The sequence below is a fragment of the Allobranchiibius sp. CTAmp26 genome (genome assembly GCF_017565405.1).
In the GTDB taxonomy this organism is placed as follows: domain Bacteria; phylum Actinomycetota; class Actinomycetes; order Actinomycetales; family Dermatophilaceae; genus Allobranchiibius.
This window is the reverse complement of record NZ_JAGEKR010000015.1, coordinates 55,602-69,439: the sequence shown is the minus strand read 5'-3', so window position 1 is coordinate 69,439 and position 13,838 is coordinate 55,602. Positions and strand designations below refer to the sequence as shown.

Here is a 13,838-nt window from a genome sequence, read left to right as displayed (position 1 = left end):
CTGGCGCCATCGCCGACGGCGGCGCGGGCGCTCGGTGGGGTGCGGTCCTATCTGCCGGACGGACGCGGCGTCGTGTGGGTGGCCCCGGGCCGACCGGGCGTGGATCGGGCGATCGACGCCGAGCCCGCCGGAGCGGTCGTCTCGGCGCGACTCGCACGTCGTGCGGGCACCGACGACCCTGCGGTCGTCTGGCCGCGGTGGACCCGCGCGGAGACGGTCGCCAAACTGCTCGACCTGCCGGTGCTGTCCTGGCTGGCATGGCCGGGGCTCGAGGTCCCCGACGAACTCGCGGCGCGGGTGGCGTTGCGTACGGTGCTGCTAGCTGACGAGGTGACAGGCGGCGTAACAGTGTCCTGTGGCGCCGCCCGTACACCCTGAGTCTCAGCCGTTCGCGAGCGCGCCCATCGGGTCCCAGGCAGGCAGCACGATCGGCTCCTGCTGCAAGGCGTCCTGCAGCTCCTGCGGCAGGCGGCTCTTGTGCGCGGCGATCTCGAAGACGTACGGCGCGAACCACGAGTCGTTCATCGTGTAGAAGCCCTGATCGGCCTTGCTGTCGCCCCAGGAGTTCTCCACCCGCCACTTGCGCGGTGTGTCGCCGTCCAGGTCGACACCGGTGAGCAGCATCGCGTGGGTCATGAGGGTGTCGTGGAACTCCAGACGACCGGCCTTGTCCAGCGCGAACGACGTGTCGTAGATGCCGTCGTAGTCGTAGAGCCGCGCGTCCCAGATGCCCCGGTCGCCCGCCATCATCTTGCCCACGTCGCAACCGAACCAGACCGGCTCGCCGTCGCGGATCGAGGCGGCCGCGATGCTCTTCAGCAGGTCGGGCTCGACGTTGAGGTAGCGCACGGGCACGCCGCCCACGACGTTCCCCAGCTCGTCCACGGTGAAGGTCGCTCCGCGCGGGCTGCTCTCGCGAGGATCGTCGACGAGGCAGACGTAGTCGCCGAGATCCTGCTCGACGTACCGGTCGCGGAACTCCTGCGGGGTGAGCACGCCGTCGCGGTGGAACTGCTTGTCGGTGTCCGTCCACTGCCACTCCACGCTCTCCGGCGGAGTGCCGAGGTGCATCGCGAGGATCCGGTACGCGGTGGACATGACCTGGGCGCGAACCCCTTCGACGTCCTTGGTCTTCGCGGCGCGCAGGTCGCGCGCTGCCTGGCGCAGCAACGAGCGCAGGACACCGTTCATCGGGCCGGTCTCGGAGGACGACCGCGTCTCCGGCATCGCCGACTTCGGCACCAGTCCGTGCTTGTGCACCAGTGCGACGAACATGTTCCACTGGCCGCCGTCGCCCATGACCTCGTCGAGCACGAAGCCGAGCGTCCGGTCGTCGGCCGGTCGGTCGCGCAGCCGCACCACCGAGTCCATGAAGTAGTTGCAGCGTTCGAGCTTGTCCCAGAAGAGCAGGTGGTTCTGGGAGAACTCGAAGTCCTTCAGTCCCATCCGCCGCGCGGCGCCGACGCGCAGCAGGTTGAGCCCGGCGAAGAGCCAGCACCGCCCGCTCTTCTCCTGGTTGGTGACCTTCCAGTCGTCCAACCGATGCGACATCGAGGTGTCGGTACGGGTCACGATCCCGCGATCGAGCGCCACGTCCGAGAGCGCGGCGTTCGTCAGCGCGTTCTGGACGATCCGATGCGTGGGGGAGGCGTCGAACTCCTTGCGCAGCAGGTCGAGATCGTCGGAGGTCAGGGCAGAGGTGGGCACGTCGCTCATCGCGTCATCGTCCCACGCATCGCTCAGCCGGACTTGTTGATCCGGTTCCGGGCCGCCTCGACCAAACGCGACGTGGGCGCGGTCATGACGAAGAGCGCCTGCCGGGCGCGCGGCCCGTGCTCGGTCTCGATCGCGTGCTCGAGCGCACGGATCCGGCGATCCTGCCGGGTGGCCAGGTCCTCCAGGTAGTCGATCTTCACCTGACGCTCTCGCAGCGCACTCTCCAGTTGGGCGATCCGCGAGTTCTCCTCGCCCGTGACGGTTCGCAGGTGGCGCGTGGGCAGCGCCACCTCGTAGCGCAGCTTCTCCGCGTGGCGCCACGCGTCGTCGTCCAGGCCGGCCTGGCCGGTCAGCATGCCCAGCTCGTGTGCGACCCCGGCGGTATTCAGCTCCGGAGGGTAGGGGTGCGCCGCGGTGCCGGCGACCAGAGCGGCGACGTCCCACAGGCCGTGCGCCACGGCCACGGGTGCGGCCACGGGCTCCGCCGCGATGCTCACCCGGGGGGCGAGGGAGCCGTCGGCCACCACCACCGTGTTGCGGGGCACGGCATGCCCTCGATACTCGTCAGGCAGTCCCTCGACGTGCTCGCGGTAGAGAACCACGAAGCGACGGATCCGATCGTGGTCGCCGGCCCGCAGGGCGGCGATGAGCGGCACCTCGAGCGGTTCGCCCTCGGTCTGGGAGGAGTCCGGCAGCGTCGGGGCGAAGACGGCCGGCCGGGTGGCCAGCTCCCGGCCGCGGACCAGGACCCAGCCGGTGGCGAGCTGGCGCACGGCACCGGCGTGGACGACGTCGAGCCACTCCTGGTGGGCCGCGAGTGCGGCGCGCACCGTGGTGGTCGCGAGCGGGTCGGTCACCTGCGTGCTGTCCAGGACCACCGTGTCGCCCAGCACGAGATGGGACGCGGACTCGGGCAGGTCCGCGCGCACCGGCGGGCGGTCGTCGTACCCGGGAGTGCCGACCCACCAGGACGCGTCGCCCGATGCCCGACCCTGTGAAAGGTTCTCGGCAGCAAGGGCGTTCGGCACGTAGGCGATGAACCGGCCGTCGGCGTGCGACACGGCGAGGTCGAGGACGTCGAAGTGCCCGAGGCCCGGGGAGTCGGGGGTGAGCACGCGCTCCGGTGGATCGAGGACGACCACCGTGTCGTACGCCGATCGCAGCGGCAGCCGGTCGAGTCCACCGCAGCGCACGTCGATGCCCTCGGCGTGCAACCGGACCGCGTCGATGGTGCCCCGCACCAGCACCGTGGCGCGGTCGCCCAGCCGGCGCGCGAGCGTGGCCGCCCGGGGGCCGATCAGCAGCACGCTGCCCTCGGCCTCGGCAAGGACGGCGGCGACCCACTCGGTGAGCGCCGTCGGAGGGTCGATGCCGTCGCGCCACCCGGTCATCTCGCCGCCGAGGAGGGTGGGACCGACGCCTGGGTGCTGGCCGTCGTTGGTCATCCTCGTAGCCTAGGGCGGTCCCGCACCGATCGAGGAGGATTCGCGGCTGATGGCGACGACCCCCACGATCGGCGTGGTGCTGCTGCACATGGGCGACCGTCCGGTGCAGCTCACCGAGGCGCTGCGCACGCTGCGGGCTCAGGAGGACGTCGATCTCGACGTCGTCCTGGTCGGCAACGGCTGGGAGCCGAGCGGCCTGCCGGACTGGGTGCGCACCGTGCACCTGCCGGAGAACGTCGGCATCCCGCAGGGCCGCAACGTCGGGGCGCACGAGGCCCGCGGCGAGTTCCTCTACTTCTACGACGACGACGCGTCACTGCCGACGACCGACGTGCTCTCCCGGCTCGCTGCGGTGATCGCGGCGGACGCGCGCGTCGCGGTCGCGCAGCCCCGGGGTGCCGATCCGACCGGCAAGCCCGCGCCGCGGCGGTGGGTGCCGCGGTTCGACGTACGCGACGGTGGTCGGGCCGGGTCGGCGACGTGGTTCTGGGAAGCCGTCTTCATGATCCGGCGCACGGCGTTCGAGCAGGTCGGCGGATGGCCGGGCCTCTTCTTCTTCGGCCACGAGGGCATCGACCTGGCGTGGCGACTCGTCGACGCCGGCTGGCGCATCGAGTACGTACCCTCCGTCGTGGTGCACCACCCCTCCACGGACGCCGCACGCCACGACATCTTCTACCGCACCAACGCCCGCAACCGAGTGTGGGTCGCGCGGCGGCGGCTGCCCCTCCCGCTGGTGCCCGTCTACCTCGCCACGTGGACCGGCGTCATGATGCTGCGGGTGCCCGACGCGCGGTCGCGCTCGGTCTGGCTGGACGGCTTTCGCGAGGGCTGGACCACCGATCCCGGCGAGCGCGCGCCGATGTCCTGGCGCACGGTCGGCCGGTTGACCCGGGCCGGTCGGCCGCCGGTCATCTGATGCGGGTCGTCGTCACCGGCGTACGCAGCCGCACCCACCTGGTGCACGTGTCCGCCTACCTGCGCACCGCCCTGGACGCCACCGCTCCGGGTGACCTCGTCGACGTCGGTTACCTCGGCGGCGGCACGTTCCTCGGCACTGCCACGGTCGACGCGTCCGACGTCGCGCGGCTGCTGCCGGACGATCCGCGGCTGCGGATCCGGATGCTCGACCGCCTCGATGCCGTGTCGCCCGGCGGCGAGGAGCTCGTCTATGTGGCGGTCGGCGCTCCCGGGATCCGCCCGTGGGTCGAGCTGCGCCGGCGCGCCGGCCTGACCCGGATCCGGGTGGTGGTGACCGACGAGGGGATCGGCAGCTACGGCACCTGGCGCACCCGGCACGACGCCTGGCTGCGGCAGGGCGTGCGCGAGCCGTGGTGCTCGGTGCGCACGAGCGCCGTGCAACTCGCCGACCGGGTGCTGACCACCCGACGTTTCGCGATGTACGACGCGGCCCGCGACTGGGCCCTGGACCCGGTGATCGCCGCGGAGTTCCGATCCCGCACGAGCGAGGGTGACGGCGACGGCGCCGACCGTGTCGTGCTGCTCACCCAGCCCTGGGTCGAGATGGGTGCGCTGCCGCAGGCCTCCTACCTGGCGCACGTGGCAGAGGTCCGCGACCGGGTCGCAGCGACGGGTCTGCGACTCGTCGTACGGCCGCACCCGTCCGAGGACCCTTCCCGCTACGCCGGTTTCGAGACCCTCGTCAGCGATCTGCCCGCGGAGCTGGACGGGCGGGTCGTGGGCAGCGCGGCCGTCGTCGGCGGATCGAGCACCGCCCTGCTCAACCTCGCGGCCCTGCACGAGCTGCGCGCATGGCGCCTCCTGGTGCCGGGCCTGGAGCACCTGGAGGAGCAGCTGGGTGCCGACCAGCGCGGACTGTTGCGGCGCTACCTTCCCGCGGCGGTCGAGGCCGGTGACCTACCCGCGGGCTAGAGTCGACGGGGTGATAGGTAACTCCACCGCGGCGGGTCGGATCGCGACCTCGCCGACCGTGCAGAAGGCTTTCGGACGAGCTCGCGCAGCCGCGCTCGGTGCCCGGGGCGCGGCCGGGAAGATCCCCCGGCCCCCTGAGGCGGCCACCTCGCTGGGGGCCGCCAACGTGTCCGACGTACGCGTGACGGCGTTGCTCGTGGACGGTGCCGACGCTCGTGCCGCCCGTCGCCGTGCGCGCCGCCTCGGCCTGCCGCGCACCCTGGACGACACCGCCGCCTGGGCGGCACTCGGTGGCCTCGCGGCCCTCCTGCGGGTCATCGACGACGGTCGACGCCGAGCCGTGGTGGTCGACACCGCCGGCGCGCGATCGGTGTTCTCCCGGTGGGCGGTCACGGCCGGGTTCGAGCCCGTCCACGTCGACGTCATGCGCCCGGAGGTCGTGGGGACCACGATCGATCCGCAGTCGGTCGACCTGGTCGCGCGGCTGCACCCCCACTCCAGCGTCGCCGAGACGGTCGACGCCGACCTCGCGCGCGCGGCCGGCGCGCTGCGCCGCGGCGGGGTCGTCGCGATCACCGTGCGGCTCGGCCCGTCCGACGTGGGCGCCCTGTCGGTCGCCGACCTGCGCTCCCTGGTCGCCCGTGCCGACGAGCAGGGCCTGTCGCTGCTCGGCGACCTCGACCTGCACGAGGGCGCCCGCGCCCGCCAGGTGGCGCGCATCGATGAGAGCGACACCTTCGGTCTGGCGCTGCTGGCCTTCCGACGCAGGTGAGTCCGGGGCCCCAGACCGCCACGTGGGAGCCCGGCCGGCCGGTGCCGATCCGGGCGATCCTCGGCCCGCTGCGCCGCGGCGCGGGCGATCCCACCTGGCGGGTGCACGACGGTGCTCTCTGGCGCGGTCTGCTCACCCCCGATGGGCCGGCGACGGTGCGGGTGTGGCGCGAGGCCGACGGCGAGCGAGCCCATCGGGCACTTCTGCAGGCCTGGGGGCCCGGCGCCGCCTGGTGTGCGGCTGCGCTGCCCGCCTGGCTGGGCGACGGCGACGACGTCAGCACCTTCGAGGTGCACCACGACGAGCTGCGTGATGCCGCGAAACGGCTGCAGCACTGGCGGGTCGGCCGCACGGGCCTCGTGCTCGAGGCGTTGGTGCCCGCGATCATCGAGCAGCGGGTGACCGGTAAGCAGGCGTTCGCGGCGTACCGGACGCTGGTACGCCGCTACGGCAGCCCCGCACCCGGCCCCGGCGCGGACCTGGGCCTGATGTGCCCGCCCGACGTCGCGGGCTGGCGCCGGATCCCGTCCTGGGAGTGGCTGCGCGCCGGCGTCGACGCCCAGCGCGCCGACACCGTGATGCGGGTGCTGCAGGTGGCGCACCGGCTGGAGGAGCTGGAGCGGCTGCCGCTGCAGACCGCCTGGCGGCGTCTGGGGTCGATCCCCGGAGTGGGGGTGTGGACGGTCGCCGAGACGGTGCAGCGGGCCCTGGGCGACGCCGACGCGGTCAGCTTCGGCGACTACCACGTGGCCGCGGACATCGGCTGGGCGCTCACGGGGGACGCTGTCGACGACGTGCAGTTGGAACGGTTGCTCGTGCCGTACGTCGGGCACCGTTACCGGGTGCAGTACCTCGTCACGGCCGGGGGCCTCACCAAGCCGCGTCGCGGAGCGCGGATCACCCTGCCGACCCACCTGCCGTAGAGGCCGACCGCTCGCGCACCCGCAGCGTGACGACCAGGTCCGCGGGCGACCCTTCGCAGCCGAGCCGTTCACCGGCCAGTGCGACCTCCATCCGGGCCCACACCCGGCCGAGGGCCAGCAGATCGCCCGCGGTCAGCGTGACGGACTCGCCGGAGGCGTCGAGGTCCACGCCCACCTCGTCGTCGGCGCTCAGTGCCACCCGCACGGCGCGGGCGACGCGGTCGACCAGCGGCTCGGGCAGGACCGACTCGATGCCCAGCTGCCGGGAGAGATCGCTCCCCGCGGGTACGCCGAGTGCGTCGCGGACCGCCTCGGCACGGCCGAGCGCGAACCAGTCGCCGGGCCCGGAGCGCACCAGGTCCCGAGCCGGGATGCCGTCCTGAGGTGCCTGCACCAGATGGTCGAGCCCGCGCACGATCGCCACCGGCACCCGGTCCAGCTTGCCCTTGACCAGGTCGGCTGCGGACGCGATCTCGTCCGCGAGGTTGCGCACCGTCACCGCGAGATCGCGGCCGTGGGTGTCGGCGTGGCCGCGCAGATCCTCCAGGGCGGCCAGCCCGCTGCAGCCGAGCGCGAAGTCCGTGAGGCCGGCGCGCCACGCGCGGCCGGAGGTGTCGCTGAGCACCAGAGCGAACCTCGTCGGTACCAGTGCCGCCAGCCGCTCGTGCAGGTCGCGCGCGGCCCCGTCCGGGTCGCGGGGGAGCAGCAGCAGCCGCTCGTCCTGCGTGTCGGAGGCGTTGGAGGCGTCGATGCCGGCGCCGGCCATGACCGGGCCGCTGCGTGCCGCGACGACCCGGGTGATCGCGTCAGGCGTGCGACGTTCGGCCACCACCGACGACGACTGCGCGAGCACCAGGGACTCGCGGTCGGTCGGATCGGCATAGAGGCCGAGGGACTTGGAGACGATCTTGCTGGTCACGACGAGGATGTCGCCGTCCTGCAGCGCGAGGTCCGCGGCCGTCAGACCGGCCGCGATCACGGTGGCGAGGTCGTCACCGGCCGTGATCTCCGGCAGGCCCGCCAGCGGGGTGACCCGCAGCTCAGCGGTGGCCACCCCTCAGTCCCGTCGGGGCAGCTCGGCCGCCAGGTCGAGGGCGGCCCCGGCCATCGCGCCCGCCGCCTCGACCGAGGTCATCAGCAGGGGTACGGCGCGTACCTGCAGCCGGGTGTCGTACCGCGCGGCCGCGTCGCCCTCGTCGACGAGCCATCCGGACAGGAAGTCGGCATAGAGACCGGCGACACCGACGGGCGTGACCGGCACGTCGAGCGCGGCGAGGCAGGCGTCCGCGTGCCCGCGCACGGGTGCTCCACCGACGAGGGGCGAGACGCCGACCACGGGAGCTCCCGTGCCCCGCAGCGCATCCCGGACGCCGGGCACCGACAGGATGATGCCGATCGAGACGACGGGGTTGCTCGGCGGCAGCAGCACCACGTCGGCCTGCCGGATCGCGTCGAGCACGCCCGGTGCGGGCGTCGCGCGGTCCAGTCCGGCCACCACGAACCGCTGCGCGGGCACCGCGGCCTGCATCCGCACCCACCACTCCTGGAAGTGCACGGCGCGCTGCCCGTCCTCGTCGTCGATCACGACGTGGGTCTCGACCGGTGTGTCGGTCATCGGCAGCAGCTCCACGCCCTGGTCGGGCAGTCCCCAACGGGTCGCGAGACGCCCGACGACCTCGCTCAGGGTGTGCCCCTGACCGAGCCACTGACTGCGCACGATGTGCGTGCCGAAGTCGCGGTCACCGAGACCGAACCACTGCGGCGACGCTCCGTACGCCGCGAGCTCGCCCTGCACCGCGTGCGTCTCGTCGGCGCGGCCCCAGCCCTGGCCCTCGTGGACCCCACCGCCCAGGGTGTAGAGCAGGGTGTCGACGTCCGGGCAGACGCGCAGTCCGAAGAGGGTGATGTCATCGCCGGTGTTGGCGATCACCGTGACCTTGTGCGGGCCACCCGGACGGGTCTGCAGGTGGTGCAGCAGGCCGCGCAAAAATCGTGCGCCTCCTACGCCCCCAGCGAGAGCAGTTATGTGCATGGTCGCCATCATCACCTGTGCCGTCGAAAAGCAGCGCAGTGGACCACGATCCGGGCTTGACTCGGGGTAATGACACGCGTGTAATTAGCGGTGTCGTTTCCGGTCGGTTTTGGAGGACCCCGTGCAGGAATTTGCTTTGATCGATGGAGACGGCGCTGACGACGAGGGGGAGCTGTCCTGGCAGGAACGCGCGCTCTGCGCGCAGACCGACCCGGAGGCGTTCTTCCCCGAGAAGGGCGGTTCGACCCGCGAGGCCAAGAAGGTCTGCGTGGGGTGCACCGTGCAGGCCGAGTGCCTCGAATACGCGCTCGCTCACGATGAGCGGTTCGGTATCTGGGGCGGCCTCTCTGAGCGTGAGCGCCGCAAGTTGAAGAAGCGCGCGGTCTGAGCACGCTGCAGACCCGCTCGTCCCGGCCGCCGTCAGAGGACGAGCGCACCGGTGGTCTCGTGACGGCCCTGCTCGTCGTGCGCGGCGGGCACACCGACGGCCTGGACCGCCCCGCCTTCCTCGACGCCACCTGTGCGGCGCTGGTCGAGCAGACGCGGCCACCGGATCGTCTGGTCGTCGTCGACGCCACCGCCGACCGGATGATGCGCGGCTACGTCGACGATCACGAACGGCTGCGCGACGCCTACCCGCAGGTGTCGGTCGTCGTAGTCCCGCGCCACGCGTCGTTCGCCGCGATGGTGGACACGGCTGTCGATGCCCTCCCCGCACCCGGCGAGGACCTGGTCGTCGCCCGCCGGGCCGGTGGCCGGGCGGGTCGTCGCCCGGTCCGGCCGCGTGATCGCACGCACTGGCTGTGGTTACTGCACGAGGACTCCGCACCGGATCCCGCTGCCCTCGCACAACTGACCGCCGTCGTCGCGCAGTCCGAGCGGGTCGGCATCGCGGGGTGCAAGGTGGTCGATGCGGCCGACCCGACACTTCTGCTCGACATCGGCACCGACGTCACCCGCGCCGGGCGGCACGTCGGTGCCGCGACGCGTGAGACCGACCAGGGCCAGCACGACCACCGCCGCGACGTGCTGTCGGTGAGCAGCGCCGGCATGTTGGTGCGGCAGGACACCTACAACACCCTCGGCGGCTTCGACCCGGCCTTCGACGGCGAGGGCGACGGCCTCGACCTCGGCTGGCGCGCGCACCTGATCGGTCACTCCGTCGTCGTGGTCCCCGCGGCACGGGTGCGACAGGTCGCCAGCGACGCCGGTCGTGACGCGACCACGCTGCGTCGACACCGCCAGGTGGCGCTGGCCCGAGCCAGCCTGCTCGGCATGCCGTTCCTCGCGATCTGGACCATGCTCAGTTCGCTGCTGCTGGCCCTGGTGCTGCTGCTCGGCAAGCAGCCCCGCCGCGCCGGAATCGAACTGGTCCAAGCCGGCGCACCGCTCGGGATCCTGCGCATCCTCGGCGCCCGTGGCCGCTTCTTCCGCCGCGGCACCACCCGCCGACGCAATCTGCGAGGGCTCTTCGTCCCCGCCGCGGGAGCGGTGCGTGCGGCGTACGACGGTCTGCGCGATGGGACGGGTGGGCGTTCCCGCAGTCCGTGGGGGAGCGGCACCGTCGCCGCGGAGACCGGCCCGGTCCCCGCCGACGCCGAGGAGCTGCGGGTCGAACGCGGGCCCGTCGCCCGTTCGCTTCTCGGCCCTGCCGGCCTCCTCGTGCTGCTGCTGGCCGTCGCGAGCGGCGTCCTGTGGCGTGACCTGCTGACCAGCGGAGCCCTGACGGGCACCGGGCGTGGTCTGGCCGGCGGCCAGTTGCTGCCCTTCGACACCGATGCGACCGGCATCTGGCGCACCTACCGCGACGCGTGGGTCGGCCCGGGCCTCGGGCATGCCGGGACGAACGCGCCCTACCTGCTCGTTCTCGCGCCGCTGGCGTGGCTCGTCGGTCTGCTGCCGTGGGTCGACCACGACGTGTCCGGTGCCGTCGCCGTGGCCTGGCTGCTGGTGGCCGCCATGCCGCTGTCCGGGCTCGTGGCCTACCGGGCCGGCCGGGCCGCGACCGCCGCGCGCTGGCCGCGGGTGGCCGTCGCGGTGCTCTGGGCGACACTGCCCACTCTCACGACCGCGGTCGCTCAGGGCCGCCTCGGTGCCGTCGTGGGGCACATCCTGCTGCCGTTCGCGCTGGCAGGCGCCCTCGCGGCCGTCCGGCGGCACGCGAGTGGTGCCATGACCTTCGGCGCGGTGCTGGCCGTCACCCTCACCGGCGCGTTCTCGCCCGTCCTGCTGATCGCCTGCAGCGTCGTCGCGTTCGCGGGCGTGGTCCTCGCGCCCGGCGCCGGCCGGTTGCGTGCGCTCGCGGTCCTCGTCGTGCCGTGGGTGCTGCTGGCGCCCTGGACCCGCGACGTGCTCACCGGCGACCGCCGCGCGCTGCTGGCGGGCCCAGGTGCACTCGACCCAACCCGGGGCGGCGGCATACCTGCGTGGGAGCTGGCTCTGCTGCACCCCGGCGGTGCCGGGTCGTACGCCGTTCTGGCCGCGGTACCGGTGCTGGCGATCGGCCTGATCGGGCTGCTGCGCACCGGCCTCGGTCGAGCCGGCGCGGCACTGATCGGCGTCGGCCTGCTCGGGCTCGCAGCAGCGCTCGCCGCGCCGCACGTGCTGCTCGCCGCGACCTCCCAGGGTGATGCCACGCCGTGGTCCGGGCCCGCGCTGGACGTCTACGCGTTCGCGCTGCTGGGCGCCGGGCTGCTGGGGATCGCCGGGCTCGACGACGGCCGGTGGCGCCCTTGGGTGCGCACCATCGCCGCCGTGGCGTGCGTAGGAGCCTGCGTCGTCGGCGGGTTCGCCGTGTGGACCGCGACGGCGAGTGACCTGGTGCCGGCCGTCGGCGCTCTGCCACCGGTCGTGCAACGCCAGCTGACGACGAGCCACGCGCCGCGCGCGATCCTGCTGACCGCGGCGTCCAACGACGCGGTCACCTACCAGCTGATCGGGCGGGAGACCGGGCTGCCGGCGCGCGACCTGCGCAGTCCTGATCCGTCGTACGACACCCGCACCGCGTCCACCGTCAGCGCGCTCACCTCGACCGGTGCAGGCGGTCGGGCTAACAGCTCGCGCCTGATGCACCAGTTGGCCGTCGGGTACGTCGTAGTGCGCGGGTCCGCGGCAGTGGAGCGACTGAACGCGCCGCTCGCGGCGACCGCCGGACTCACCCAGCTCTCCGGCAACCGGGCGATGTCGGTATGGCGGGTGGAGCCGGCCGCCACCGCTGCCGGAGACGTCGGCAGCAGCCGTCTGGTGATCGCGCAGGGCGGGAGACCGGTGACGGAGATCGCCTCCCGTGCCCAGCACGGACGCACCGACGTGACCGTGCCGGCCGGGCAGCCGGGGCGCACCCTGGTGCTCGCCGAGGGCCGCGGTTGGGCCGACCACGGCCGGGTCACGTTCGACGGTCGCGTCCTGTCGGCGTCGACGTCCGCCAACCAGCCGACGTACGCGCTTCCCACCTCCGGGGGCCACCTCGTCGTTGAGGCCGGTGTCCGTCACGAGTGGCTGGCCTGGATGCAGCTCGGTCTGTTGATCCTGGTGCTCTATCTGGCGATCCCGTTCGGCGCTCGCGGCGCCCGGGCAGAGCAGGGGAGCGGCTCGTGAAGGTCGGCGGCGCGCTGCGCGTGCTGGTCGCCGGTGGTGTCGCGGCGGGCCTGGTCTACGGCGCGGGGAGGGCCGACGGGCAGGTGCACCTGGCGCGTGCGGCCGACCGCACGGTCGTTGCCGCCGGTGTGTCCTCGGCTCTGCGCAGCGCCTCGGTCGCCTGCCCCGGACCCGATCGTGGCGGGCTGCACGGCAGCACCGATCCGCAGGCCGCGCGGCAGCAGGTGACCCTGTTGTCCACCAGCGCACCGCTCGGCGTCCTGCCGGCAGGCGTCCGCGCCGCGGGCGATGGTGGGGCGAGCGCCGTGTCGTTGCCGGGCGCCGCGGCGGCCGTGCGGACGACGCGGGCCGGCACTGTGGCCACCCTCGTCTCAGGGGACCGGGCGATCCGACTCGACACGACCGGCGGCCTCGCGCCCGGCAGCACGTCGACCCAGTACTCCTACGACTCCATCCGCTCGGCCCGCGGGATGTCGTTCCTGCAGTGCACTGCCGCGGTGCAGGACGCCTGGGTGCTCGCCGGTGGCGACGAACCCGGCCGGGTCACCCGTCTGGTGCTGGCCAACCCCGGCAGCTCCGCGATCACCGTCGCCGCGACCGTCCTGGGGAGCGCCGGACGCGATCCCGGCTCGGTCGCCGGCACCGTGGTGGCGCCTGGGCACCGGGTGGTCCTCACACTCGGCACGCTGCGCAGCGGACGCGATCCGGTGATCCATGTGACGTCGTCCGGCGGGCCGGTCTCGGTCGCCGCCACCGATGTCTGGATGGACGGTGAGACCCAGATCGGGGAGGAGACCGCCGGAGTCAGCGCGGCCCCCGCCACCACCCAGGTGCTGCCCGCCGTGACGGTTCTCGGCCCCGAGCCCGTGGTCCGCGTCGCCGATCCCGGCACCCAGGACGCCGTCGTCCGCGTTCGCGCCACCGGCTCCGACGGGGCCATCGCCACCGAGCAGGTGCTCACCGTGCCGGCCGGCCGCACCGGCTCGATCGGCCTGCGAGGACTGGTGCCCGGCGACTACAGCGTGCAGGTCCTGTCCGACGAGCCGGTGGTCGCGGCCGCGTCGGTGCGCAGCACGGCCACGGGCGTCGGCGACATCACCTGGGCCACCGGCGTCCCCGTGACGCGCACGCTCACCGGCACCGGGCTTCCCGTCGGGCTGGCCGGCGGCGACGCGCTGCTCGGAGTGACCGCCACGAGTTCCACTGCTCAGGTGGTGGTGAGCACGGTCGACGCCCGGGGCGGGGTCACGTCGACGACACGGTCGTTGACCGCGGGTGCCCCTCTGCTGCAACGGCTCCCGGCCGCCACGTCGGTGTGGGTGAGCGTGCGGTCCGGATCGGTACGCGCAGCCGTGAGTGTGCGGGGCAAGGACCAGGGAGGTCCGTTGTTCGCGACGACGGCGCTCGCGCCGCTTCCGTTGACCGCACAGATTCCCGCGATCCGTCCGGCCGGCGGCTGA

General features: G+C 73.4%; 12 protein-coding genes. 8 read left to right on the top strand and 4 right to left on the bottom strand.

Annotated elements, in window-relative coordinates:
* Window positions 1–39: 39 nt before the first annotated feature.
* Window positions 40–378, top strand: a complete 339-nt coding sequence (locus J4030_RS10850) for a hypothetical protein (protein WP_208049240.1) — start codon at window positions 40–42, stop codon at window positions 376–378.
* A gap of 3 nt (window positions 379–381) precedes the next feature.
* Here J4030_RS10850 and J4030_RS10845 read toward each other — a convergent pair whose 3' ends face one another.
* The gene (locus tag J4030_RS10845; RefSeq protein WP_208049239.1) at window positions 382–1,716 is read right to left on the bottom strand and encodes an aminopeptidase C; all 1,335 of its coding nucleotides are present in this window, start codon (window positions 1,714–1,716) and stop codon (window positions 382–384) included.
* 23 nt (window positions 1,717–1,739) lie between these two features.
* Window positions 1,740–3,161, bottom strand: coding sequence for a hypothetical protein (locus J4030_RS10840; protein WP_208049238.1), 1,422 nt, complete (start codon window positions 3,159–3,161; stop codon window positions 1,740–1,742).
* A gap of 49 nt (window positions 3,162–3,210) precedes the next feature.
* On the opposite strand from J4030_RS10840, the gene J4030_RS10835 reads away from it, so the two are divergent.
* From J4030_RS10835 to J4030_RS10820, 4 genes are read left to right on the top strand one after another with little or no spacing between them, the layout of a single operon-like run.
* Window positions 3,211–4,080 (top strand): glycosyltransferase family 2 protein, encoded by an 870-nt coding sequence (locus tag J4030_RS10835; RefSeq protein ID WP_243763201.1) that lies wholly within the window; start codon window positions 3,211–3,213, stop codon window positions 4,078–4,080.
* Window positions 4,080–5,054: a polysialyltransferase family glycosyltransferase gene (locus J4030_RS10830; RefSeq protein ID WP_208049237.1), complete on the top strand. Its 975-nt coding sequence runs from the start codon at window positions 4,080–4,082 to the stop codon at window positions 5,052–5,054. The genes J4030_RS10835 and J4030_RS10830 overlap by 1 nt, the downstream gene beginning before the upstream one ends.
* Before the next feature lie 10 nt (window positions 5,055–5,064).
* Entirely contained in the window at window positions 5,065–5,826 is a 762-nt protein-coding gene (locus J4030_RS10825) for a hypothetical protein (protein ID WP_208049236.1), read from the top strand.
* Window positions 5,823–6,749 carry a DNA-3-methyladenine glycosylase 2 family protein gene (locus J4030_RS10820; protein WP_307864658.1) on the top strand — a complete coding sequence of 309 codons (927 nt, stop codon included), beginning with the start codon at window positions 5,823–5,825 and terminating at the stop codon, window positions 6,747–6,749. The genes J4030_RS10825 and J4030_RS10820 overlap by 4 nt, the downstream gene beginning before the upstream one ends.
* On the opposite strand, the gene J4030_RS10815 is transcribed toward J4030_RS10820, so the two are convergent.
* On the bottom strand, window positions 6,724–7,803 hold the full coding sequence (locus tag J4030_RS10815; RefSeq protein ID WP_208049235.1) for a coenzyme F420-0:L-glutamate ligase: 1,080 nt from the start codon (window positions 7,801–7,803) through the stop codon (window positions 6,724–6,726). The genes J4030_RS10820 and J4030_RS10815 overlap by 26 nt on opposite strands.
* A 3-nt stretch (window positions 7,804–7,806) precedes the next feature.
* A complete protein-coding gene (cofD, locus tag J4030_RS10810; protein WP_208049234.1) occupies window positions 7,807–8,781 on the bottom strand; it encodes a 2-phospho-L-lactate transferase in 975 nt (324 codons plus the stop codon).
* Window positions 8,782–8,902: 121 nt separating this feature from the next.
* Between cofD and J4030_RS10805 the strand changes: the two genes are divergently transcribed.
* Genes J4030_RS10805 through J4030_RS10795 form a run of 3 tightly spaced genes read left to right on the top strand, consistent with a single transcriptional unit; the run spans window position 8,903 to window position 13,838 of the window.
* Window positions 8,903–9,169, top strand: coding sequence for a WhiB family transcriptional regulator (locus J4030_RS10805; RefSeq protein WP_208049233.1), 267 nt, complete (start codon window positions 8,903–8,905; stop codon window positions 9,167–9,169).
* Window positions 9,170–9,228: 59 nt separating this feature from the next.
* The gene (locus J4030_RS10800) at window positions 9,229–12,378 is read left to right on the top strand and encodes a glycosyltransferase (protein WP_208049232.1); all 3,150 of its coding nucleotides are present in this window, start codon (window positions 9,229–9,231) and stop codon (window positions 12,376–12,378) included.
* Complete coding sequence (locus J4030_RS10795) at window positions 12,375–13,838, top strand: DUF5719 family protein (protein ID WP_208049231.1); 1,464 nt, start codon at window positions 12,375–12,377, stop codon at window positions 13,836–13,838. The genes J4030_RS10800 and J4030_RS10795 overlap by 4 nt, the downstream gene beginning before the upstream one ends.